This is a genomic window from Brevundimonas sp. AVps4, assembly GCF_058681525.1.
The window spans coordinates 2,322,950-2,345,533 of the sequence record NZ_CM178741.1; the positions used below are offsets into that span (position 1 = coordinate 2,322,950).

General features: G+C 67.3%; 21 protein-coding genes. 12 read left to right on the forward strand and 9 right to left on the reverse strand.

Features of this window, described 5'->3' with window-relative positions; all coding sequences use genetic code 11:
- Positions 1-60: 60 nt before the first annotated feature.
- Genes ACW178_RS11520 through crcB form a run of 3 tightly spaced genes read right to left on the reverse strand, consistent with a single transcriptional unit; the run spans position 61 to position 2,236 of the window.
- A complete protein-coding gene (locus tag ACW178_RS11520; protein WP_287105230.1) occupies positions 61-825 on the reverse strand; it encodes an ATP12 family chaperone protein in 765 nt (254 codons plus the stop codon).
- Entirely contained in the window at positions 822-1,844 is a 1,023-nt protein-coding gene (locus tag ACW178_RS11525) for an RluA family pseudouridine synthase (protein WP_054766003.1), read from the reverse strand. Before ACW178_RS11525 ends, ACW178_RS11520 begins: the two co-directional genes overlap by 4 nt.
- The gene (crcB, locus tag ACW178_RS11530; protein WP_287105231.1) at positions 1,841-2,236 is read right to left on the reverse strand and encodes a fluoride efflux transporter CrcB; all 396 of its coding nucleotides are present in this window, start codon (positions 2,234-2,236) and stop codon (positions 1,841-1,843) included. Before crcB ends, ACW178_RS11525 begins: the two co-directional genes overlap by 4 nt.
- 139 nt (positions 2,237-2,375) lie before the next feature.
- Here crcB and ACW178_RS11535 point away from each other — a divergent pair, with 139 nt between their 5' ends.
- On the forward strand, positions 2,376-3,569 hold the full coding sequence (locus ACW178_RS11535) for a hypothetical protein (RefSeq protein WP_287105233.1): 1,194 nt from the start codon (positions 2,376-2,378) through the stop codon (positions 3,567-3,569).
- A 13-nt stretch (positions 3,570-3,582) separates the two neighbouring features.
- Here ACW178_RS11535 and ACW178_RS11540 read toward each other — a convergent pair whose 3' ends face one another.
- The 3 genes from ACW178_RS11540 to ACW178_RS11550 form a co-directional block, all read right to left on the reverse strand.
- The gene (locus ACW178_RS11540; protein WP_054766006.1) at positions 3,583-4,071 is read right to left on the reverse strand and encodes a CC0125/CC1285 family lipoprotein; all 489 of its coding nucleotides are present in this window, start codon (positions 4,069-4,071) and stop codon (positions 3,583-3,585) included.
- Between the two features lie 76 nt (positions 4,072-4,147).
- Positions 4,148-4,873, reverse strand: coding sequence for an RluA family pseudouridine synthase (locus tag ACW178_RS11545; protein WP_287105235.1), 726 nt, complete (start codon positions 4,871-4,873; stop codon positions 4,148-4,150).
- A 16-nt stretch (positions 4,874-4,889) separates the two neighbouring features.
- Positions 4,890-6,218, reverse strand: a complete 1,329-nt coding sequence (locus tag ACW178_RS11550; protein ID WP_287105236.1) for a replication-associated recombination protein A — start codon at positions 6,216-6,218, stop codon at positions 4,890-4,892.
- A gap of 70 nt (positions 6,219-6,288) precedes the next feature.
- On the opposite strand from ACW178_RS11550, the gene ACW178_RS11555 reads away from it, so the two are divergent.
- Positions 6,289-6,711, forward strand: a complete 423-nt coding sequence (locus tag ACW178_RS11555) for a VOC family protein (RefSeq protein WP_287105237.1) — start codon at positions 6,289-6,291, stop codon at positions 6,709-6,711.
- Positions 6,712-7,212: 501 nt separating this feature from the next.
- Here ACW178_RS11555 and ACW178_RS11560 read toward each other — a convergent pair.
- The 3 genes from ACW178_RS11560 to ACW178_RS11570 all read right to left on the reverse strand — a co-directional run bounded on the left by ACW178_RS11560 (position 7,213) and on the right by ACW178_RS11570 (position 11,232).
- Positions 7,213-8,616: a Do family serine endopeptidase gene (locus tag ACW178_RS11560; protein WP_492024584.1), complete on the reverse strand. Its 1,404-nt coding sequence runs from the start codon at positions 8,614-8,616 to the stop codon at positions 7,213-7,215.
- Positions 8,617-8,690: 74 nt separating this feature from the next.
- Positions 8,691-9,590: an enoyl-CoA hydratase-related protein gene (locus ACW178_RS11565; protein ID WP_492024585.1), complete on the reverse strand. Its 900-nt coding sequence runs from the start codon at positions 9,588-9,590 to the stop codon at positions 8,691-8,693.
- Positions 9,591-9,639: 49 nt separating this feature from the next.
- Positions 9,640-11,232 carry a carboxyl transferase domain-containing protein gene (locus tag ACW178_RS11570; protein WP_287105696.1) on the reverse strand — a complete coding sequence of 531 codons (1,593 nt, stop codon included), beginning with the start codon at positions 11,230-11,232 and terminating at the stop codon, positions 9,640-9,642.
- Between the two features lie 285 nt (positions 11,233-11,517).
- On the opposite strand from ACW178_RS11570, the gene rpsF reads away from it, so the two are divergent.
- The 10 genes from rpsF to ACW178_RS11620 all read left to right on the forward strand — a co-directional run bounded on the left by rpsF (position 11,518) and on the right by ACW178_RS11620 (position 22,549).
- On the forward strand, positions 11,518-11,907 hold the full coding sequence (gene rpsF, locus ACW178_RS11575) for a 30S ribosomal protein S6 (protein WP_054766976.1): 390 nt from the start codon (positions 11,518-11,520) through the stop codon (positions 11,905-11,907).
- Between the two features lie 12 nt (positions 11,908-11,919).
- Positions 11,920-12,198: a 30S ribosomal protein S18 gene (rpsR, locus tag ACW178_RS11580; RefSeq protein ID WP_054766014.1), complete on the forward strand. Its 279-nt coding sequence runs from the start codon at positions 11,920-11,922 to the stop codon at positions 12,196-12,198.
- Between the two features lies 1 nt (position 12,199).
- Positions 12,200-12,784, forward strand: coding sequence for a 50S ribosomal protein L9 (gene rplI / locus ACW178_RS11585; RefSeq protein ID WP_054766015.1), 585 nt, complete (start codon positions 12,200-12,202; stop codon positions 12,782-12,784).
- Between the two features lie 594 nt (positions 12,785-13,378).
- Entirely contained in the window at positions 13,379-15,829 is a 2,451-nt protein-coding gene (locus ACW178_RS11590; protein ID WP_191554098.1) for a TonB-dependent receptor plug domain-containing protein, read from the forward strand.
- A 202-nt stretch (positions 15,830-16,031) separates the two neighbouring features.
- Complete coding sequence (locus ACW178_RS11595; RefSeq protein ID WP_054766017.1) at positions 16,032-17,522, forward strand: replicative DNA helicase; 1,491 nt, start codon at positions 16,032-16,034, stop codon at positions 17,520-17,522.
- A 39-nt stretch (positions 17,523-17,561) separates the two neighbouring features.
- Positions 17,562-18,593: an alanine racemase gene (gene alr / locus ACW178_RS11600; RefSeq protein WP_287104953.1), complete on the forward strand. Its 1,032-nt coding sequence runs from the start codon at positions 17,562-17,564 to the stop codon at positions 18,591-18,593.
- A gap of 93 nt (positions 18,594-18,686) precedes the next feature.
- Entirely contained in the window at positions 18,687-20,066 is a 1,380-nt protein-coding gene (gene radA, locus ACW178_RS11605; protein WP_182715072.1) for a DNA repair protein RadA, read from the forward strand.
- Positions 20,067-20,094: 28 nt separating this feature from the next.
- A complete protein-coding gene (locus ACW178_RS11610) occupies positions 20,095-20,691 on the forward strand; it encodes a CvpA family protein (RefSeq protein WP_054766020.1) in 597 nt (198 codons plus the stop codon).
- Between the two features lie 27 nt (positions 20,692-20,718).
- Positions 20,719-22,224 (forward strand): amidophosphoribosyltransferase, encoded by a 1,506-nt coding sequence (gene purF, locus ACW178_RS11615; protein WP_191558460.1) that lies wholly within the window; start codon positions 20,719-20,721, stop codon positions 22,222-22,224.
- Positions 22,225-22,234: 10 nt separating this feature from the next.
- On the forward strand, positions 22,235-22,549 hold the full coding sequence (locus ACW178_RS11620) for a hypothetical protein (RefSeq protein WP_191558461.1): 315 nt from the start codon (positions 22,235-22,237) through the stop codon (positions 22,547-22,549).
- The last annotated feature ends 35 nt before the right edge of the window (positions 22,550-22,584 follow it).

A 22,584-nucleotide genomic window follows, 5' to 3' on the forward strand; every position in this document is an offset into this window, starting at 1 on the left:
AAACTGGAAAATGACAATGACTTTCCACATCGTCAACTCAAAACTTTCCGCATTGGAAAGTTAGCTCAGCGCCGAGAACCAACGCTGCAACAGTTCAGCCTCGGCGCGGCGCGCCTCGGTGCGTTCCGCAGCCTCTGCATCAACGCCCCACTGCTCCTCCTGAAACTGCTCGTCGATCCGCGACAGGTCGAAGGCGGCGCCGCCCTCCAGCGCGCCCTGCTCCAGCGCCAGGGCCAGGACCGCCGAACCGAACAGGGGCACGGCGGTGGCCAGGCCGGTCAGGCGGAAGTCGTCCAGCGACAGGGCGTGGGCCTTCACCCGGGCGACGGCCTCGGGCGACTGGGGCTGGTGAACGATGCCGGAGACGGGCGCCAGGACCACTCCCATCTCGCGCGCCGCCCAATCGCGCCACGGCCCCCATTCGCGCGTCTGACGCTCGACCAAGGGGGTGGGGTGTTCAGCCAGATAGCAGACCACGTCGGAGCCGGCGTAGGCGGCGATCTCGTCCGCCACCGCCTCGCGCGCCTGGCCGATCCGGTCGATGGCGGTCGAGGCCAGACGGGTGGCGGGCATGGTCGAGGGCTCGACCACCTCGCCCTGTGCGGCCCACTCGTCGGCGACGAGCCGGGCGGTGGCCTCAGTCGGCAGCACCAGGGGCGCCTTGGCGGGGGTCTTGGGCGTACGCCCGTCCAGCAGCACGGCCCAGCCGCCGTCGGAATGGCGCCCGACGGTCACATCGCTCCAGAAGCGGCGCACCGTCTCCTGGGCCTCGCGGAAACCCTTTCGAGCGGCCGTGATCGGATCGAGCGGGGGAATATGGCTCATCGGATCCTCTTAACACCCAGGAAGGGATCGTCTTCGGCCTCGTCCTCGGAGAAGCCGAAATGGGCGAAGCCGGCCTTCATTTCGGGGCTGAGCGGCGCGGTGACCTTCAGCAGGCCGCCGCGCGGGTGGTCCAGTTCGATGCTGCGGGCGTGGAGCTGAAGCTTCAGCGGACCGGACAGTTCGCGGGACTTGTCGTCGCCGTACTTGGGGTCCCCCAGGATCGGATGGCCTATGCCCGCCATATGGGCGCGCAGCTGGTGGGTGCGGCCGGTGAAGGGGCGCAGGGCCATCCAGGCGGCGCGGTCGGAGGCGCGGGAAATGGTGCTGAAGGCCGTCTCGGCCGGTTCCGCCTTGGGATCCTTGCGATCGGCCGGGCGCATCATCTCGAAGTCGTTGATGCCGGTCTTCTTCAGCGGCATGTCGATCTGGCCCGAATAGGGTTTGGGATTGCCGATGACGATGGCCCAATAGGTCTTCTTGGCCTGACGGCGGGCGAAGGCCCCGGCCAGACGTTTGGCCGCCTCAGGCCCCTTGCCCAGCAGGAGGACGCCGGAGGTGTCGCGGTCCAGGCGGTGGACCAGGCGCGGCCGCTCCATCCCCTCGCCCCAGGCGCCCAGCAGACGGTCCACGTGACGGCTGGTCTTGGTGCCGCCCTGGACGGCCAGGCCGTGCGGCTTGTTCAGGGCGATGACCATGTCGTCCTCATAGAGGACCAGAGACTTGGCGAAGGCGATGTCGCGTTCGGTCAGGGTGTGGGGGTCGCCGGCCTGGCGCGAGGTGTCGTCGGGAATCGGCGGCACGCGCACGGCGGCGCCGGCGGTCAGACGGCCCTCGGGCTTGATCCGGGCGCCGTCGACGCGAATCTGGCCGCTGCGGGCCATCTTCTGGACCTGGATGTTGGACAGGTGGGGCCAACGCCTGCGGAACCAGCGGTCCAGCCGGATGCCGTCCTCGTCTTCCGCCACATAAAGGGTCAGGACTTCGCGCTTGGGCGCGTCGGCGGGCGGTTGGTCGGTCAAAGGGCGGCTCCGAAAGCGCGGCGGGCGACCATCAGGCCGATAAAGAGAGCGACGACGGCCAGCACCACCGAACCGACCACATAGGCGGCGGCCAGGGCGTAATCTCGGCGTTCAATCATCATCACCGCCTCCAGCGAATAGGAGGAGAAGGTGGTGAAACCGCCCAGCACGCCGACGGCGGCGAACAGGCGGATCGTCTCCTGATGCGCTCCGCCCTTGAAGGCCAGCCAGCCGACCAGCAGGCCCATGGCCAGGCCGCCCAGGAGATTGGCCGTGAAGGTGCCCATCGGCCAGGCCGTATTGGGCGCCAGCCGCGCGGCGAGGAGACCCAGGCCGAAGCGCGCCATGGACCCCAGGGCGCCGCCGGCGGCGACGAGAAGAAACCGTGTCATGATCCGGGCCTATATACGCCGCCGCCGCCGAAAGCGAAGTCTCCCTGCCCTCGCCGCCCGTCTGACCGAAACTTCACTTGCCCTCGGACGTGGTTAACGGCGATATCCGAAACAGCCTAGTTCAGGTCGGGGATGTTTCATGTCGCAGGAAGACAGCCAGAGCCCGGCGATCACGCCGACGATGACCCCGCCGCCGCCCGTCGTCGAACCCGAAGCGCCGGCGGCCGAGCAGCCGCACGATCTGGCCGAAGCCCCGGCGGAGGCCCCGCGCGCCGCGCCGCCGACGCCGACCCCCAGCGACACCCCCGCCATATCGGACGAAGGGGTTCTGCGCCCGATCCAGGAAAGCGACTATTTCACCCTGGACGACGCGGCGATCGCGCGCATCTCCGGCAACATCGACCTCTATTTCAACCAGCCCCTCGACATCTTTCCCTTCTGGGAAAACGAGAAGAAGCCCGACCGCTTCCACGTCCTGTTCTCACGCCAGATCGAGGAGCGGTTTCCGGCGGACCGCGACATCCGCGGCCGGGTTCACGCCTATGGGCGGCGCATCTTCCGCGCCCTGTGCGTCCATGTGGGGGTCAAGCGGCTGACCCAGGCCCTGGCCCTGATCGCCTTCGCCGTCGTGGCCGAGATGGGGCCGACCTTGTTCGCCGGATGGGCGGGCGGGCAGCCGGCCGGTCTGGGGCTGGGCCTTCTCGCCATGCTGCTCACCTGCGGCATCTTCTTTGGCGTCTCGACCATACTGTTCATCCAGTACCGGTTCCGGCTGGAGAACGACTCCTATGAGCTGTCGCGCGAGATCGTGCAGCGGACGCGGGAGCTGCAGAACCTGTTCACCAACGCCCGCGCCCTGTCGGACCAGGCCGAGACCACCTATCAGATGGACGGCAAGGCCTGGGGCCAGCGCGCCCTCTATCTGACGCGGCTGGTCATGTGGATCGGGGCGCGGATGGAGTATCTGGAGAAGTTCATCCAGATGGAGCTGTGGCGTGTGCGGCGCGAACGCTACTGGATGCGCTGGTTCGGGCGGATCACCACCCCGGCGGTTCTGCTGATCTGGCTGATCGCCTTCGCCCTCTTCCCGGCGCCCCAGGCGAACGAGGTCGGGTTCCGCGTCCTTCAACTGGTCGCCGTCGTTCTGGCGTTCGGCGTGTCGTGGCTGTCCTACTTCCGCTGGCAAACCCCGGCAAACGCCATTCAGGACAAGCTGGGCGCTGACGGCTGGGTCCGTTACGCCTCGCTGGACGTGGACAACACCGTCGGCGATCAGGTGCGGCGCGACAAGGAACGGCTGGTCGAATATCGCGCCCTCACCAGGGGGCGCTGATCGGGGACGCTGATCAGCGCGGGATGGAGGCCTGCACCGAGCGGGCGTCATAGGCGTTCGGGCGGTCGGGCTTCTGCCCCCGTCCCATGACGATCTCCAGCGAGGTCGAGGTCGGGCTGGGGCCGCTGAAATTCAGGCCCAGGCCGACGCCGACGCCAGAGGCGGAATAGCCGCCGTACCGGCTGGAGCCGCCGCCGATCGAGACGCTGGGACGCACGCCGCCCGCGCCGCCGGGACGACCGTCGGTCCAGCTCTGGGTCACCTCGAACCAGTCATAGCCCTGTTCGGTCGTCAGGTCGGCGGCCCGCAACAGGGCGAAGTCGGCTACGGCGCCGGGGGCGCCCACGCCGTTGTAGGTCACCCGATAGCGGTTCGATTCGATCCTCTGGTCGGAATAGCCCTGACCGCCCGGCCCGCGCTGGGCGCCGTAGGGCGCCAGACTGGCGCAGGCCGCAAGCGCCAAGGTCGAGGCGGCGAGGCTGAGAACGGCGAGGCGCTTCATGGCGGGGTCTCCTTTGGCTGAGATAGCGTTGTTTGAGCCGGAGCGTTCCGTCCAGAGGCCCAGACTAGAGGCCCCACTACAGGCCAAGCGCCGCGCGCAAACCCGCAAAGTCCGCGGGCGGCGGCGCCTCGACCGTCGTGGTCCCGCCTTCGGGATGAGGAAAGCTCAGCTTGGCGGCGTGCAGCATCAGGCGGGGCGCGGGCCCGACCTCTGTCGTCAGAGCGCCGCCATAGCGGACGTCGCCGATCAGCGGGCGGCTCAGATGGGCCATATGGACCCGCAACTGGTGCATCCGCCCCGTCAGCGGCTCCAGCTCGACCACAGCGCCCTGGTCGTTGGCGGCCAGGGTCCGATAGCGGCTCTGCGCCCCTTGCGCGCCGGGCGCGTCGAAGGCGACGACCCGCATATAGGACTCGCGCCCGATCTCCTCGCGCCGCAACGGGGCGTCGACGGAGCCGGATTTCGGCTCCGGCGCGGCGGACAGCAGGGCCAGATAGGTTTTGCGGAACCGCCGCATCTGCAGGGCCTTGCCGAGGAAGCCCGCCGCCGGCTTGGTCTTGGCCGCCAGGATCACGCCCGAGGTGTCGCGGTCCAGACGGTGCACAAGTTCCGGCCGTTTGCCGTTGGACCGGGCGAAGGCCCACAGCAGATCGTCCAGCGTATGGGCCTTGATCCGCCCGCCCTGGCTGGACAGGCCCGACGGCTTGGAAAAGGCGATGAGATGGGCGTCCTCGTGGATCACCCACGACCGGACGGCGGCGATCTCATCCTCGGACAGGGCGACGGGGGTGCGGGTGGTCATCGGGGGCTTCTAGAGGTCAGTCCCCCGCCCCGTCCACCGCCCCCTCTTTCGCCATCCGCGCCCGCATCTCGGCCCAGCGTTCCAGCCGCGCCTTGACCTTCTCCTCATGCCCCTCGCCCTTGGGCTTGTAGAAGGTGCGGCGCTCCATTTCGTCGGGGAAGAAGTTCGCGCCTGAAAAGCCCTCCGGGGTGTCGGGGTCGTACTGGTAGCCCTTGCCGTAGCCGAGCTGTTTCATCAGCTTGGTGGGGGCGTTGCGTATGTGGGCCGGGGGCGTCAGCGAGCCCGTCTCATAGGCCGCCTTCTTGGCCGCCTTGAAGGCTTCGTACACCCCGACCGACTTGGGCGCGGTGGCCAGATGGACCACGGCCTGGGCCAGGGCCAGTTCGCCCTCGGGACTGCCCAGGAAGTCATACGCATCCTTGGCCGCATTGGCGACCAGGATCGACAGGGGGTCCGCCTCGCCGATGTCCTCGACCGCCATCCGCACGATCCGCCGCGCCAGATACAGCGGGTCCTCGCCCCCGTTCAGCATCCGCGCCAGCCAATAGAGGGCGGCGTCCGGGTCTGATCCCCGCACCGATTTATGCAGGGCGGATATGAGGTTGTAGTGTTCTTCCCGCGACTTGTCATAGGCGGGCGCACGGCGTTGCAGCACCCCCGCCAGGCCCTGGACGTCCAGGGTTTCGCCCTTGGGCAGGTCGAACAGCACCTCGGACATGGTCAGCAGATAGCGGCCGTCGCCGTCGGCCAGGGCCAGCATGGCCTGACGCGCTTCCGGCGACAGCGGCAGGAGCCGCTCCATATGGGCCTCGGCGCGCGCCAGCAGCTGATCCAGGGCCGCATCGTCCAGCCGCTTGAGCACATAGACCTGGGACCGCGACAGCAGCGCCCCGTTCAGTTCGAAACTGGGGTTCTCGGTCGTGGCCCCGACCAGGGTGACGATCCCGGCCTCGACGAAGGGCAGGAATCCGTCCTGCTGGGCGCGGTTGAACCGGTGGATCTCGTCGACGAACAACAGGGTGCTCTGCCCCGCCGCCCGGCGCATCCGCGCCGCCTCGAACGCCTTCTTCAGGTCGGCGACGCCGGAAAAAACGGCGCTGATCGACTGGTATTCATAGCCCGCCGCCTGGGCCAGCAGCCGGGCGATGGTGGTCTTGCCGGTGCCGGGCGGCCCCCACAGGATCATCGAACCCAGCCGCCCCGCCTCGATCATCCGACGGATCGGCCCGCCCTGCCCCAACAGATGATCCTGGCCCACCACCTCGTCCAGGGTGCGGGGCCGCAGACGGTCCGCCAGGGGGGCGTCGGGGGGCAATATGCCGGAGGCTTCGAAAAGATCGCTCATTGCGACCTATGTAGTCGTGCCTAAAGCGGTTTTCACCCGTTAGTATGGGTCAGCGCCATAGCGAGTTCCCATGACCGACGTCCATCCGAACCAAGGCCCGACTTCAGGCCTGACGCCGCACCTGACGATTCCGTCGCGCGGGGCCTCGGCCGCCGTGGACTTCTACACCATCGCCTTCGGCGCAGAGGTGCTGGATCGCCGCCTGGCCGACGACGGCGAACGGCTGATCCACGCCCATCTGAGGATCAACGGCGCCAGCCTGATGCTGAACGACGAGTTCCCGGAATATACGGGCAGCCAGGATGTCCGCCCCGTCGGCGTGACCCTCCACCTTCAGGTCGCCGATCCCGACGCCTGGTGGACCCGCGCCATGACCGTCGGCGGCGCCGAGCCGGTCATGGACATGGCGGACCAGTTCTGGGGCGACCGCTACGGCGTCCTGCGCGATCCCTTCGGCCATACCTGGTCGATCGGCGGGCCGACGAAGGGCTGAGACGATCAGGCTCTCCCCGGTCCGGTCGGCGGGAGACCTCGCCCCGCTTGATCCCCAACCCTCCGCCTGCCGGCCATCCCTTGGTTTCTCGTCCAATGTCGCGAAAACCCGCTTCGTGTTTCAACGGCTTGCGGCTTCGCCCGCCGAACTACCCGGCGCCCCTCCCGAGGATCCTATAATGACGCCCGGTCTTTGACATCACAGAAGGAGCAGAGCGCGGCGGCCGGCGGACAGTCCGATCGGCGTCCGGCCATTTCTCATTAGAAAACAAAACCCGTCGGACAGATCGGACACATCGGACACCTTCTTTTCGGGTCTGATCGGCCGGACGTCTCAGTATTCGGCGCGCCGCTGCCGGCCGGGCCCAGGCCTCAGCCCGCTCCTGGCCCCATCCTCGAACAGCCCAATCGGCGTCGGGGAAATTCCCCCCCGCAAAAACAAAGGCCGTCGGACAGATCGGACACATCGGACACCTTTTTTCGTGTCCAATGGCGGAGCGGCCTAGCGCAGAACGCCTCGGATTTGCCGACCGCCGCGATTGATGACCACCTCCCACGGGCCGCGACCGGCCCCGGCGGCTTCGACGTCGCGCGCCGTGGCGATGGGGCGACCGTTGATGCTGACGATCAGGTCGTTCTGGCGGAAGCCCGCACGCGCGGCGTAGCCCCGGCCGGATACGCCCGTGACGATGACGCCCGAAGCGAAAGGGTCGCCGCCCAGGCGGTCGGCCAGGGCCGGGTTCAGCGCCACGACCTCGGCGCCGGCGAAAGGTCCGGTCTGGATCATCACGCCCTTGTCGGGATCAGCCTCGCCCGGCAGGGTTTGCACCCGCGCCGTCAGCGTCTGGGCCCGTCCGTCGCGCAGGATGGCCACCTGCACCTGATCATTGGGCGCGCGGGAGCCGATGCGGTAGTTCAGCCCGCCCTGGTCATTGATCTCCTGGCCGTCGATCGCCGTGATCACGTCGCCCTGACGCACTCCCGCACGGGCGGCGGGGCTGTTCGGATAGACGTCGGTGACCACCAGCCCCTGCGGGCGGGAAAGGCCCAGGCTGCCGGCGATGTCGCCGGTGACGGTGTCGCCCTTCACGCCCAGCCAGGGCCGGACCACCGTCTTGGCGCCGCCCAGGGCGCTGTCGACCACCCGCTTGACCATGGCGGCCGGCACGGCGAACCCGACCCCGGCCGACGAGCCCGAGCGCGAGAAGATGGCGGTGTTGATGCCGATCAGGTCGCCGTCCATGTCCACCAGCGCCCCGCCCGAATTGCCCGGGTTGATGGCCGCATCGGTCTGGATGAAGGAGCCTGAGTCGGAAATGCCCGTCTCGGTCCGGTTCAGGGCCGAGATGATGCCGTTGGTCACGGTCTGGCCCACGCCGAACGGATTGCCGATGGCCAGGACCAGATCGCCGACCTGCTGTTCTTCCTGATCGTCGATGGCCAGGACCGGCAGGCGGTCGCTGACGTTCTCCAGCCGCAGCACGGCGATGTCGCTGCGCTCGTCAGCCAGGATGACGGTGGCGGGAAACTCGCGCCGATCGTTCAGCACCACCTTGATCTGCTGGGCGCCGTCGATGACGTGGTTGTTGGTCACCACGATCCCGTCCGACCGGACGATGACCCCCGACCCCACGGATTCGGCCACCCGCGCCTGGGGGATGCCGCCGCCGAAAAACTGGAAGAAGGGATCGACCTGAACCCGCTGCACGCTGCGCGCCGAAATATTGACCACAGCCGGAGCGGCCGAGCGCACCACAGGGGCGAAGCTGGACTTCATCCCCGCCGCATCGCTGGGGGCGGTGCGCGTGGGCTGGGCGAACTCGCCCTCCTGCGCCTTGGTCGAGGTGGGATTGCCGCAGGCTGAAAGGGCCAGGGCGGCGACGAGCACGATCGGTCGGGTCTTCATCGTCATCCAAGGAATGGAGGCTTCAAGCCGGGCTATACCGCATGGCTTTTCTGGCGGCATCAAGGCGATGGCGGTCAGACCGTCCAGCTCGGCTTGCGCTTGTCCAGAAAGGCGCGAACCCCCTCCTGCCCCTCGGCCGAGACGCGCGCCTGGGCGATCCGTCTGGCTGTATCGTCCATCAGGCCGTGATCGATCCTGTGGCCGGCGATGTCGTTGACCAGCCGCTTGGCCTCGCCCATGGCGCCGGGCGCATTGCCGCCCAGGCTGTCGGTCAACATGGTGATGAACTCATCGACCGACCCCTGGGGCAGGACCAGGTCGATCAGTCCCGCATGGGCGGCGTAGTCGGCGTCGAAACTGTTGGCGGTCAGGAAGAGTTGGCGGGCGCGGCGGGCCCCGACGGCCTCAATGACATAGGGGGCGATGGTGGCCGGGATCAGGCCCAGCTTGACCTCGGAAAAGGCGAAACGCGCCCCCTCCACCGCCACGGCCATGTCGCAGGCGGCGACGATCCCGGCCCCGCCGCCCATGGCCGCGCCCTCGACGACGGCGCAGGTCAGGGCGGGGACGTCGTGGAGGGCCTTCAGCATCCGCGCCAGCCCCAGGGCGTCGTCGCGATTGTCGGCCTCGGACCAGTCCGCCGCGTCACGCATCCAGTTCAGATCGGCCCCGGCGCTGAAGGTTCCGCCCGCCCCGCGAATGAAGACCGCGCGCACATGGTCGGCGCCGTGCAGGGTCTCGAACGCCTCATGCAGGGCGGCGATGGTGGCGGCGTCAAAGGCGTTCTTCTTTTCCGGCCGGTTGAGGGTGACGAAGACCACGCCGTCGGTGGTGGCGTCGATCCGGACCAGATCATCGTTCGCATCCGGCGCGGGGTCCGCGACCAGGGGATGGGCGATGCTGTTGATCTCCGCCGCCTCCGCGTCGGTGACGTCCAGGGCGTTGATGTCGGCGTCGTTCGGTTGATCGGCCATGGTCGTCTCCATCTGAGGGTCCGCCTCAAACGAGGGGCGGAGGAATAGGTTACATCCTAAACAGGCCGAAGGTCGTCTCCGGGATCGGGGCGTTCAGGCTCGCCGATATAGCCAGACCGAGCACATCCCGGGTTTGCGCAGGATCAATGACGCCATCGTCCCACAGGCGGGCGGTGGCGTAATAGGGATTGCCTTCGTCCTCGTACTTCTGGCGGATCGGCGCCTTGAAGGCTTCGGCCTCCTCGGGCGACCAGGTCTCGGCGTCGCGATGGACGGTGGCCAGGACGCTGGCCGCCTGTTCGCCGCCCATGACGCCGATCCGGCTGTTGGGCCAGGTGAAGAGGAAGCGCGGCGAATAGGCGCGGCCGCACATACCGTAGTTTCCGGCCCCGAAGCTGCCGCCGATCAGGACGGTGAACTTCGGAACCTCGGCCGAGGCGACGGCCGTCACCAGCTTGGCGCCGTCCTTGGCGATGCCGCCCGCCTCATACTTGCCGCCGACCATGAAGCCCGAGATGTTTTGCAGGAACAGCAGCGGAATCTTGCGCTTGCAGGCCAGTTCGATGAAGTGGGCGCCCTTCTGGGCGCTCTCGGAGAAGATGACGCCGTTGTTGGCCAGGATGGCGACCGGATAGCCCCAGATGCGGGCGAAGCCGCACACCAGGGTGGAGCCGTAAAGGGCCTTGAACTCGTCGAACTCCGACCCGTCGACCAGACGGGCGATCACCTCGCGCACGTCATAGGGCGCGCGGACGTCCTCCGGGATCAGCCCATACAGTTCGGCCGGATCGAAGGCCGGCGCGCGGGGTTCGCGCACATCCAGCTCCACGGCCTTGGTCGTGTTCAGATTGGCGACGATCGACCGCACGATCTCCAGCGCGTGTTCGTCGTTCTCGGCGACATGATCGACCACGCCCGAGCGGCGGCCGTGCGTTTCGGCCCCGCCCAGTTCCTCGGCCGAGATGACCTCGCCGGTGGCGGCCTTCACCAGCGGCGGGCCGGCCAGGAAGATGGCGCCCTGGTTCCGCACGATCACGGTCTCGTCCGACATGGCCGGCACATAGGCGCCGCCGGCGGTGGACAGGCCCATGACGCAGGCGATCTGGGCGACGCCCTTGGCGCTCATCCGCGCCTGGTTGAAGAAGATGCGGCCGAAATGGTCGCGGTCGGGAAACACCTCGGCCTGGTGCGGCAGGTTGGCCCCGCCGGAGTCGACCAGATAGACGCACGGCAGTCGGTTCTGCTCGGCGATCTCCTGGGCGCGCAGGTGTTTCTTCACCGTCATGGGGAAGTAGGCGCCGCCCTTCACCGTCGGGTCGTTGGCGACGATCATGACCTCGCGCCCTGAGACCCGCCCGATCCCGGCGATGACGCCGGCGCCCGGCGCTTCGCCGTCATACATGCCGTGGGCGGCCAGCTGCCCGATCTCGAGGAAAGGCGAACCGGGATCCAACAACCGCTCGACCCGATCCCGCGGCAGCAACTTGCCGCGGGCGACGTGGCGCTCGCGCGCCTTGTCGGAGCCGCCGCGCGCGGCCTTGGCCACATGGTCGCGAAGTTCGTCGACCAGGGCGCTGTTATGCGCGTGCAGGGACTTGTACTTGGGGCTTTGCGGATCGACCGCTGACGTCAGCTTCGGCATGGGGTTGGTTTAGGGGCGGTTGGCGAAAAGCGCTAGTGAGTGAGAAGTGCGCTGAGGCGCGCGCTGAAGGCTCACCTCCTGCTCACCAGCACTTTTCACCCCGACGCCCCGCCGTCCTTGCCAGTTCCCGCCTTTTCCCCTATACGCCCCCGCTTTCCAGGGCTTCGGTCCTGACGCGGAACGCCAAAGGGTTGGACAACCGGTCCCGCCGCCGCGCCAGGAGCCATCGTGGAGATCGACTTACCCGGTCGTTTCCGCGCCGACGCCTACAAGGGAGACTACCGCATGGCTCTTTACGAGCACACGGTCATGACGCGCCAGGACATCTCGGCGCAACAGGCCGAAGCGCTGAACGACACCATCAAGGACCTGATCGTGCAAGGCGGCGGCTCCGTCGCCAAGATCGAGTACTGGGGTCTGCGCAACCTGACCTACCGCGTGAAGAAGAACCGCAAGGCTCACTATTCGCTGCTGGCCGTCGACGCCCCTCCCGCCGCCATGGCCGAGGTCGAGCGTCAGCTGTCGATCAACGAAGACGTGCTGCGCTGGCTGACCGTCCGCGTCGAGGAACTGGACCTGGAACTGTCGCCGCTTCTGGCCCGCCGCGAGCGCGAACGCGAGCGTGAACGCGAGCGCACCCCGCGTGACGACGCCGACGCCGCAGACGCCGAATAAGGAAACCGGATCATGACCGACACGACTGCCCCCACCCCGGGCGCCCCGGCCGGCTCCGGCTCCGCCGGCCGCCGCCCCTTCTATCGTCGCCGCAAGGTCTGCCCGTTCTCGGGCGCCAATGCGCCGAAGATCGACTACAAGGACGTCAAGCTGCTGCAGCGCTACGTCTCCGAACGCGGCAAGATCGTGCCTTCGCGCATCACCGCCGTCTCCCAGAAGAAGCAGCGCGAACTGGCCAAGGCCATCAAGCGCGCCCGCTATCTGGCCCTCCTGCCGTATGTGGTGAAGTAAGATGAAGGTCGTTCTGCTGGAACGCGTCGAGAACCTCGGCGCCATCGGCGACGTCGTCACTGTCAAGGACGGCTTCGCCCGCAACTTCCTTCTGCCGCGCGACAAGGCCCGCCGGGCCACCGCCGCCAATCTGAAGGCCTTCGAACTCGACCGCGCCGCCATCGAGCAGCGCAACGAGAAGAACAAGGCCGAGGCTCAGAAGATCGCCGACAAGATCGACGGCCAGACCTACATCATGATCCGTCAGGCCGGTGAAACCGGCCAACTGTACGGTTCGGTCGCCGGTCGCGACGTCGCCGAGGCCATCCAGGCCGAAGGCGGCAAGGTCGAACGTTCGCAGGTCGTCCTGAACACGGCGATCAAGACCCTGGGCGTCCACGAAGTGCCGGTCCGCCTGCACGCCGAGGTCCGCGCTACGGTCAAGATCAACATCGCCCGTTCCATGGACGAGGCCGAGCGCCAAGCCAAGGGCGAGGACGTGATCCGCAGCCAGTTCGATGATGAGCGCCAGGCCGCCGAGCAATCGGCCCAGGAGCTGATCGAAGGCGGCGCCGGTCAGCAGGAAGGTTTCGGCGACGAAGCCTGATCGCCTCCTGGCCTTCGGACCGGACCGGTCGAACTTCAAGGGCGCGTTCCGTAAGGGACGCGCCCTTTCTGCTGCGCGCCCCGCTGCGGCGCGAATTCATGACAAGTTTACAACACATTGAAGGCAAGCGAGCGCCTGAGGGGTAGTTGCGCATGAAACGACCTTGACGTCGCACGCGAACGACCAACACGATTTCCACCCGTCGTTTTTCGCCTTCCCAGAGCAAGTATTTTGCGCCGACTTGAAGGCGGGTTTATCGGTTTCAGCCCCGGGAGATCGTCATGCTGCGAAGTCCCACACCTTGCCCGACCTTCGGCTCGCGCAGACGTAACTTTATAGATTTTCTAAGCCTCCAGCGCAGCAAACATGGCCTCGGCCGATGGTTGACCCGACACGGGAGCGCCCTGATATCGCCACAACGGCTGAACGCTGCCATCGGCCGATTAGGGGGATCTAAGATGCATCCGTTTTCCGAGCGTGCAGCCTGGCTGCAACCCAGGGAGCGATGTCGCCGATAGCGTCTCTCTTAAAGAACGCCGCTCAAGACGGCGACGCCGCGCCGCCCGTGCGCCTTCTCCAAAACAGGATCTCTCCATGCGCCGCTCCGCTTTCCGACCTGCCGCCTCCACCCTGCTGATCACCTCATCGGCCTTCGCCTTGCTGACCGCCGCGCCGGCCCTTGCGCAGCAACAATCTCAGGCCGACGCGGTTGACGACATCGTCGTCACCGGCACCCGCGTCCAGAATCGCTCGCGCCTCGACTCTGTCGCGCCCGTCGACGTCGTTACGGCCGAAACCCTGCAACAGCGCGGCTCGACCGAGCTGGCCACCCAGCTAGCCGCCACCGTCCCCGCCCTGAACTTCCCCCGCCCCTCGGCCACCGACGGCACTGACTCGATCCGTCCCGCAACCTTGCGCGGACAAGGGCCAGACCAGACCCTGGTGCTGGTGAACGGCGTGCGCCGTCACGCCACCGCCCTGGTGAACACCAACGGCTCGGTCGGTCGCGGGTCGGCCGCTGTCGATCTGAACGCCATTCCCTCCACCGCGATCGAGCGTATCGAGGTGTTGCGCGACGGCGCCGCAGCGCAATACGGCTCTGACGCCATCGCCGGCGTGTTGAACCTGCGCCTGCGCAAAGCTTCCAGCGGCGGCGGCGCCAGCGTCACCTACGGCGGCTATCGCACCGACTACACCGGCTTCTACGGCGGCGGCCAGGATTTGAAGGACGGCGAGGCCCTGACCGTCGCCGGTTGGCAGGGGTTCGGTCTCGGCTCGGACGGCTTCCTGACGGCTTCAGTAGAATATCGGGACCGGGAACGCACCAACCGAAGCGACCTGGACCCCCGCTTCAGCCCGTCTCAGGTGCGCGGCGCCCAGGGCGATCCTGAGTCTGAGGATCTCGCCGTCTATCTGAACGCCGGCAAGCCCCTGGCTGCGGGCTGGGAAGCCTATGGCTGGGTCGGCTATCAGACCCGCGACGCCTCGGCCGCCGCCTTCTATCGCACGCCGACCGACAACGCCCAGAATCCGGCCTACGCCTCTGGCCGCGTCTATCCTGACGGCTACCTGCCCTACATTCTGACCGACACGACCGACTGGACCACCGCCGCCGGGCTGAAGGGCCAGGCGGGGGGCTTCGACATCGACATCAACCTGGGCTACGGCAAGAACGAGATCGACTTCAGCGTTGAAAACACGCTGAACCCCTCTTTGGGACCGACCTCCCCGACCAAGTTCTACGCCGGTTCCCTGGCCTATGATCAGCTGGTGCTGGGTATTGACGCCAGCCGCGCCTATGACGTCGGCCTTTACGCCCCCTTGAACGTCGCCTTTGGCCTGGAGGCCCGGCGGGAGTCCTATCAGATCGGCGCGGGCGAACCCAACTCCTATCAGCGCGGGACCTTCCTGAACGTCGGCGGCGTGGATCTCAGCTGGGGCTCGCGCGGTTTCACCGGCTTCACCCCCGCCAATGAGGTCGACGAAGACCGCAACAACATCGGCGCCTATGTCGATCTGGAAGGCGAGCTGTTCGAACGCTTCACCGCCTCGGCGGCTGTGCGGTACGAAAACTACTCGGACTTCGGCGACAATGTTTCGGGCAAGCTGGCGGCGCGGTACGACTTCACCCCGTCCTTCGCTGTTCGCGGCGCCTTATCGACCGGCTTCCGGGCGCCGAGCCTGCAACAGCAGTATTTCACCCAGACGGCGATCCTCTACATAAACAACGTTCCCTATGAGACCGGCACTTTCCCCTCGGTCAGCCCGGTCGGCGTCGCGCTTGGCGGCACGCCTCTGAAGGCCGAGACATCGACCAACTATTCGCTGGGCTTGGTCTACCGTCGCGGTCCCTTTGAACTGACGGCCGACGCCTATCGCATCGACATCGAGGATCGGATCATCCTGTCAGAGACGTTGACCGGCAGCGCCACTGCGGCGCCTGGAACCAACGCCCGCGCCATCTTCGATCTGCTTCAGCCTTATGGCGCCACAGCGGCCCGCTTCTTCATCAATGGCGTGGACACCGAGACGACCGGCCTGGACGTGGTTGCGCGCTACCGGGTTCTGGCCGACGTCGGCTCGCTCGACTTCACCCTGGCGGCGAACGTCAATGATTTCGACGTGACCAAGACGCCCCAGACCCGCTCGGGCATCCTGCCGACCCCGGTCTCGCTGTTCGCGCGCCAGGCGACACTGCGGTTCGAAGAGGGCACGCCGCCGTGGAAGACAGTCTTCCAGACGGATTGGACCCGCGCCCGGCTCGGCGGCACCTTCCGCGTGACCGGCTATGGCGACGTCCTGGCTCCTGGCGCGACCGAGGCGACCGATCTGGAGCTTGGCGTCGGCGTGGTCGTCGATGTGGAGGCGCGCTACGCCCTCAATGATCGTCTGACCTTGGCGGTCGGAGCGGACAATGTGCTGGACGAATATCCCCGCCAAGCTCAGCGCGCCAACAACACATCGGGCGCCTTCCCCTTCTCCAACTTCTCGCCCTACGGCTTCAACGGCCGGTTCGTGTACGGCCGTATCGCCTTGAACTGGTGAGCCGGCCCCACCCTGAGATCAGGGACGCTCTTCGGAGCGTCCCTTTTTGTTTCGCGCACGGACCATGGGCGGCGGGACGTCGGCCGCCGCCTGGGTTCCGCCTGAACAATTCCCGTTCACCCACAGGGCGGACGATCTGTCCACCGTCGCGGCGGCGTCCGCGACTGACGCAGGCGCGTGTGAGGGATAGAGCGTTAAGACAATGAACGCCTTCGCCCCCCTGCCCTTCTCGTCCTCGCCGTTGGACTCCAACGGCGTCGCCTCCATGCCTCATAACCTGGAGGCCGAACAGGCTCTGCTCGGCGCCTTGATGTTCGACAACGGGGTGTTCGAGCGTCTCAGCGACCGTCTGCGCGGCTCCCACTTCTACGAGCCCTTCCACCAGCGGCTGTTCGACGCCATCGAGGATCACATCCGTCAGGGCATGCTGGCCGAGCCGACCATCCTGATGGAGCGGTTCAAACAGGACCCCGCCTTTCAGGAGTTCGGCGGCCTGCGCTATTTCGCCGATCTGGTGGACCGGGCTCCGCCGGCGGCCAACGCCCCGGACTACGCCCGCGTCGTCTATGACACGGCCCTGCGCCGCGACCTGATCCGCATCGGCGGCGAGATCATCAAGGAGGCGCCCAATCCGGACGTCCCCGCTGACGAACAGATCGAACAGGCCGAACAGACCCTTTATTCGCTGGCCGAGACGGGCAAGCCCTCGTCCGGTTTCGTCAGCTTCTCCCACGCCTTGTCCGGCGCCGTTCAGATGGCGGCGGAAGCCTATCAGCGCGAGGGCAAGCTGGCCGGTCTGGCCACCGGCCTGCACGATCTGGACCGGAAACTGGGCGGGCTGCACCCGTCCGACCTGCTGATCCTCGCCGGACGCCCGTCGATGGGTAAGACGGCTCTGGCGACCAACATGGCCTTCAACGTGGCCCGCGCCTATCAATGGGAGCCGACGCCGGAGGGCCGCAAGACGGTCAACGGCGGGGTGGTCGCCTTCTATTCGCTGGAAATGAGCGCCGAACAGCTGGCCATGCGGATCCTAGCCGATGCGTCCGGCGTCTCATCCGACAAGCTGCGCAAGGGCGAGATCGACGCCTCGGATTTCGGCAAGCTGCGCGATGCGGCGGTCGAGATCGGCGAGGCGCCTCTCTACATCGACGCCACCGGCGGCATCTCCATCTCCAAGCTGGCCGCCCGGGCACGGCGGCTGAAGCGGATGGAGCACGGGCTGGACCTGATCATCGTCGACTATCTGCAGCTGGTGACCACCGGCGAAGGCGGCGGTCAAAAAAACCGCGTTCAGGAAGTGTCCGAGATCACCGGCGGCCTGAAGGCCCTGGCCAAGGAGCTGAACGTGCCGATCATCGCCCTCTCGCAGCTGTCGCGTCAGGTCGAACAGCGCGACGACAAGCGGCCCCAGCTGTCGGACCTGCGGGAGTCCGGCTCGATCGAACAGGACGCCGACTGCGTGATGTTCGTCTATCGCGAGAGCTACTATCTGGGCCGGGCCGAGCCGCGCGAAGGCACTGAGGAACACCTGCAATGGCAGCAGGACATGGACCGGCTGCAAGGCCAGGCCGAGGTCGTCATCGGCAAGCAGCGCCACGGCCCGATCGGCATCGTCAAACTGGCCTTCGACGCCGACACGGTCCGCTTCGGCAACCTGGCGCACGGCTATGAGGAAGTCAGCTACGAATAGGGCTCTTCCCTAACCGCCGACTTGCGCCATAAGGCCGCCATGCCCTCCCCCGCCCTGCTGTCCGTCGATCTGAACGCCCTGGCCCGCAACTTCCACACGCTGGAAGCCGTGACCGGCGCGCCGGTTCATCCGGTGGTCAAGGCCGACGCCTATGGGCTGGGCGCCGAGGCCTGTGCGACCCGGCTGATGACCGAGGGGGCGCGGACCTTCTTCGTCGCCCGCGCCGATGAAGGCCTGGCCTTGCGGGCGGCGCTGGGCGATGCGCCGGTCATCTATGTGCTGGACGGCTGCCACGACGGGGCGGCCGGCGTGCTGAAGGCGGCGGACCTGCGTCCAGTGCTGAACCAGCCCCGACAGATGCAGGCTTGGAGCCAGGTCGGCGGCGGCGCCTGCGGCATCCAGATCGACACCGGCCTGAACCGGCTGGGGTTCCGCCCCGAAGACGCGCCGGAGCCGTTCGAGGGCCTCCACCTTGTCATGAGTCACCTGGCCTGCGCCGACGAACCGGACCAGCCGATGAACCGGCGCCAGCGCGACGCCTTCACGGCGGCGGCCGCGCGATATCCGGGCATCACGCGATCGCTGGCCAATTCGGGCGGTTGCTTTCTGGGGCGGGACTACAGCTTCGACGCCGTGCGCCCCGGCGTCTGTCTCTATGGCGGCGGGCCGCAGGGTCGGCCGGACGACAGGATCGCCGCCGTCGCCACCCTGACCGCCGAGGTCTTGCAGGTCCGAGACGTCAGGGCGGAGGAAAGCATCGGCTATTCCAGAGGCTTCGTCGCCGACCGTCCCGTGCGAGCGGCCGTGGTGGCTGCGGGCTATGCCGACGGCGTCATGCGGGCCTATGGACAAGGCGGCGCCGCCTGGGTGTCGGGCGAGATCCGCCCTCTGCTGGGCCGGGTGTCGATGGACGTCTGTACCCTGGACGTCACCGGCCTGGACGTCGCGGTCGGCGATCGGGTCGAGCTTTTCGGCGCGAACCGTCATCTGGATGAGGCGGCGGCCGCGGCCGGAACCATCAGCTATGAACTATTGACTGCAATCGGCGACCGGGTGCCTCGCGCCTATTGAGGCGAATGCGACCGCGACTGACGTAGAAGAGGCCGATGAAGGCCCGAAGCTCGGCCCGTCACCCGACGTCGGCTGTCTCTGCTAAGGAAGTCCATGGCTCGCGATTCCGCCCTCTACGTCTGTCAATCCTGCGGCTCGGTCCACGGCAAGTGGTCGGGTCAGTGTTCATCGTGCGGGCAGTGGAACACCCTGACCGAAGAGAGCCGTTCCGCGCCGCCGGGCGCGATCAAGCCTTCGGCGGCCGCTTCGGCGCGCGGACGCGGCCTGCAGTTTGAAACCCTTCAATCCGACACCCCCGAACCGCCCCGCATCACGACGGGCGTGGCCGAGTTCGACAGGGTCTGCGGCGGCGGGGTGGTGCCGGGTTCGGCCATCCTGCTGAGCGGCGATCCGGGCGTGGGCAAGTCCACCCTGCTGCTCGAGGTGGCGGCCAAGGCGGCGCTTCGCGGCGGGCGTATCGCCTATATCTCGGGCGAAGAGGCCGTCGAGCAGATCCGAGCGCGGGCCAAGCGGATGGGTCTGGAGCAGGCGCCGGTCAATCTGGCGGCGGCGACGGCGCTGCGCGACATCCTGGGCACGCTGAAGCGCGAACAGTTCGACATCGTCATCGTCGATTCGATCCAGACCCTGTGGTCCGACGTCCATGAGAGCGGACCGGGCTCCATCACCCAGGTCCGGGCCTGCGCCGGCGAAATGGTCCGACTGGCCAAGACGCAAGGGATCGCCGTTGTTCTGGTCGGCCACGTCACCAAGGACGGCCAGGTGGCCGGGCCGCGCGTGGTCGAACACCTGGTCGACGCCGTCATGACCTTCGAGGGCGAGCGCGGCTATCCGTTCCGCATCCTGCGCGCCGGCAAGAACCGGTTCGGCGCCACCGACGAAATCGGGGTGTTCGAAATGGGCGACAGCGGCCTGCGCGAAGTCGCCAATCCATCGGCCCTCTTCCTGGGCGAGGGCAAGGACCGGGCGCCCGGCGCCGCCGTCTTCGCCGGGATCGAAGGCTCGCGGCCCGTTCTGGTCGAGATCCAGGCCCTGGTGGCGCCGTCCGCCTATGGCACGCCGCGGCGGGCTGTGGTCGGTTGGGACTCCGGTCGGCTGGCCATGTTGCTGGCGGTGCTGGAGGCCCGGTGCGGCCTGGGCTTCGGGGACAAGGACGTCTATCTGAACGTGGCCGGGGGGCTGCGGATCAACGAGCCGGCGGCGGACCTGGCCGCAGCGGCGGCCCTGATCAGTTCGGCCCTGGACATGCCCCTGCCCCAAGGCTGCGTCGTCTTCGGCGAGATCGGCCTGTCGGGCGAGGTCCGCAGCGTGGGCCGAGCCGAGGCGCGGCTGCGCGAGGCTCAGAAGCTGGGCTTCGACCATCTGCTGTGCCCGCCCCTCCCCCAGAGCGCGGGGAAGACAAACGGGGTCAAGGTGACGTCGGCGACGCGGTTGACGGATGTGGTCGAACGAATCTCGCAAAACCGCTATTAGACGGGCGCAACAGTTTCTGGACCTCTGAGTGACCGGTTACGACGTCTTCGCCATAGTGGTGATCCTGTTCTCCGCCGCCGCCGGCTGGGTGCGCGGCGGGGTGCGCGAGATCATCACCCTGCTCAGCGCCCTGCTGGCGGCGCTGATCGCCCTGGTGACCCTGCCCTGGACGGCCATGCTGGGGCGGGCCCTGGTCAATCCCGACTGGGCCGGGACGATCCTGGCGGCGATCGTGACCTTCATGGTCGTCTATTTCGGCATCCGCATCTTCGGCTCCTTCCTGTCCAAACAGGCCCAGGCCCATCCGCAGTTGGGAGGAATCGACCGGTTCATCGGCGTGTTCGTCGGCGCAGGGCGGGCCTTGGTCCTGTTGGGCGCCGTCCATCTGGTCATCGTGGCCGCCATGCCGGGCGAACGGACACCGAAATGGCTGACCCAGGCGGCGCTCTATAAGGTCAGCGCCGTCGGCGCCCGCGCCATTCAGATCGTCCTGCCCGGCATCGGGCGCGGCGCCGATGCGATCACGCCTGTGGTGGATTCATCCGTGCGCAAAGGGTTTTCGAACGACGAAGCCTTGCCTCGGACGCAATCCGAGACTAACTCGCCGCGCGAAGCCGCCCCGTAAGTTTCCCCCGGTCATCGGAGCCCCTCGATGCGCCACCACATCGCCGATCCCGTCGTTCACCGCGAGCACTGGCGCGAGCCGGAGGATGATCAGCTCCGTCTGGAGTGCGGCGTCTGCGGCGTCTGGGGCGCGGACGAGGACGAGGGCTCCGCTGTCGTCGCCCTGGGCCTGCATGCGCTTCAGCATCGCGGTCAGGAAGCCTGCGGCATCGCCAGCATCAAGGACGAACGCTTTTACACCGAACGCCATCAGGGGCTGGTGGGCGAGGCCTTCGGCGGCGCCGACCTGATGACGCGCATGCCCGGTCGCGCGGCTGTCGGCCACACCCGTTACTCCACCGCCGGCGGCAGCTTCCTGCGCAACATCCAGCCGATGTTCGCCGACCTGGACCAGGGCGGCATCGCCATCGCCCACAACGGCAACCTGACCAACTTCAAATTCCTGCACAGCCAGCTGGTCAGCGAAGGCGCCATCTTTCAATCGACCTCGGACTCCGAAGTCATCCTTCACCTGATCGCCCGCAGCCGTAAGGCCAAGATCGTCGACCGCTTCATCGACGCTCTGGCGCGGATCGAGGGCGGCTACGCCCTGGTGGCCCAGACCCGCCACAAGATGATCGGCGCCCGCGACCCGCTGGGCATCCGCCCCCTGGTTCTGGGCCAGATGGGCGAGGCCTGGGTCCTGGCCTCCGAGACCTGCGCCCTGGATATGATGGGCGCCGCCTTCGTGCGCGACATCGAACACGGCGAGGTCGTGGTGATCGATGAGAACGGCTTGGAGTCGATCAAGCCCTTTCCGGCGCGCGCCGCCCGACCCTGCCTGTTCGAATACGTCTATTTCTCGCGACCCGACTCGGTCGTGAACGGCCGTTCGGTCTATGAAGTCCGCAAGGAAATGGGACGCGGCCTGGCGCGCGAATGGGGCGTGGACGCCGACATCGTGGTGCCCGTGCCGGACTCCGGCGTGCCCGCCGCCCTGGGCTATGCCCAGGAGAGCGGCATCCCCTATGAGATGGGCATCATCCGCAGCCACTATCTGGGCCGCACCTTCATCCAGCCCAGCCAGGGCGCCCGGCAGAAGGGCGTGCGGATGAAGCACAGCCCCAACAAGGCGGCCCTGGCCGGCAAGCGGGTCGTGCTGATCGACGATTCGATCGTGCGCGGCACCACCTCGGTCAAACTGGTCCGCGCCGTCCGGGCGGCCGGCGCCAAGGAGGTCCATCTGCGTTCGGCATCCCCGCAGATCCTTTTCCCCGACTTCTACGGCATCGACATGCCCGAACGGGCGCAACTTCTGGCGGCGAACAAGACGCTGGAGGAGATGCGCGAAATGCTGGAGGTCGATTCCCTCGGCTTCCTGTCCATCGACGGCCTGTATCAGGCGATGGGCGAGCCCGGCCGCAACAATGACGCGCCCCAGTTCACCGACCACTATTTCACCGGCGACTATCCCACCCGCCTGCTGGACCGGGAGATCGAGGAAGGCGGCCGGGAGTTTTCGGCGCGACAACTTTCGCTGCTGGTCAGCGCATGATGATCACGGGTTGATGACGCACAACCCAGTTCAAAACAGCCAGCTGCAGGAGGGGAGGCTCTTCCTGATCAGGCTTGGCGGCCGCCTTCTGGCGATTGTCGGGATGTTCTTCGTCTTCAACCTGATCCTGGCGGCAAACCAGTCCGCCCTCTCGCCTTCCACCCTCGCTGGGTTGACGACGGGCTTGGGCGCCGGGCAGCTGCTCTTCGGCAAGCGCCGCTTTCGCGTGCCGTCGATGGTTTGGCAGGGCGTCGGGTCGGTGATGATCTTGGTCGCCGCTACGGCGTCATACGGCCTCGCTAAAGCGGCGTTCGGCGGAAACTGAGTCACATCAGGGCGTCAGCTTCAGCCTGTGATCGC

Bases quoted from the DNA above. Each gene is read 5' to 3' on its own strand.
- ACW178_RS11520 (WP_287105230.1), bottom strand. From the start codon at position 825: ATGAGCCATATTCCCCCGCTCGATCCGATCACGGCCGCTCGAAAGGGT.
- crcB (WP_287105231.1), bottom strand. From the start codon at position 2,236: ATGACACGGTTTCTTCTCGTCGCCGCCGGCGGCGCCCTGGGGTCCATG.
- ACW178_RS11535 (WP_287105233.1), top strand. From the start codon at position 2,376: ATGTCGCAGGAAGACAGCCAGAGCCCGGCGATCACGCCGACGATGACC.
- ACW178_RS11540 (WP_054766006.1), bottom strand. From the start codon at position 4,071: ATGAAGCGCCTCGCCGTTCTCAGCCTCGCCGCCTCGACCTTGGCGCTT.
- ACW178_RS11545 (WP_287105235.1), bottom strand. From the start codon at position 4,873: ATGACCACCCGCACCCCCGTCGCCCTGTCCGAGGATGAGATCGCCGCC.
- ACW178_RS11550 (WP_287105236.1), bottom strand. From the start codon at position 6,218: ATGAGCGATCTTTTCGAAGCCTCCGGCATATTGCCCCCCGACGCCCCC.
- ACW178_RS11555 (WP_287105237.1), top strand. From the start codon at position 6,289: ATGACCGACGTCCATCCGAACCAAGGCCCGACTTCAGGCCTGACGCCG.
- ACW178_RS11560 (WP_492024584.1), bottom strand. From the start codon at position 8,616: ATGAAGACCCGACCGATCGTGCTCGTCGCCGCCCTGGCCCTTTCAGCC.
- ACW178_RS11565 (WP_492024585.1), bottom strand. From the start codon at position 9,590: ATGGCCGATCAACCGAACGACGCCGACATCAACGCCCTGGACGTCACC.
- ACW178_RS11570 (WP_287105696.1), bottom strand. From the start codon at position 11,232: ATGCCGAAGCTGACGTCAGCGGTCGATCCGCAAAGCCCCAAGTACAAG.
- rpsF (WP_054766976.1), top strand. From the start codon at position 11,518: ATGGCTCTTTACGAGCACACGGTCATGACGCGCCAGGACATCTCGGCG.
- rpsR (WP_054766014.1), top strand. From the start codon at position 11,920: ATGACCGACACGACTGCCCCCACCCCGGGCGCCCCGGCCGGCTCCGGC.
- rplI (WP_054766015.1), top strand. From the start codon at position 12,200: ATGAAGGTCGTTCTGCTGGAACGCGTCGAGAACCTCGGCGCCATCGGC.
- ACW178_RS11590 (WP_191554098.1), top strand. From the start codon at position 13,379: ATGCGCCGCTCCGCTTTCCGACCTGCCGCCTCCACCCTGCTGATCACC.
- ACW178_RS11595 (WP_054766017.1), top strand. From the start codon at position 16,032: ATGAACGCCTTCGCCCCCCTGCCCTTCTCGTCCTCGCCGTTGGACTCC.
- alr (WP_287104953.1), top strand. From the start codon at position 17,562: ATGCCCTCCCCCGCCCTGCTGTCCGTCGATCTGAACGCCCTGGCCCGC.
- radA (WP_182715072.1), top strand. From the start codon at position 18,687: ATGGCTCGCGATTCCGCCCTCTACGTCTGTCAATCCTGCGGCTCGGTC.
- purF (WP_191558460.1), top strand. From the start codon at position 20,719: ATGCGCCACCACATCGCCGATCCCGTCGTTCACCGCGAGCACTGGCGC.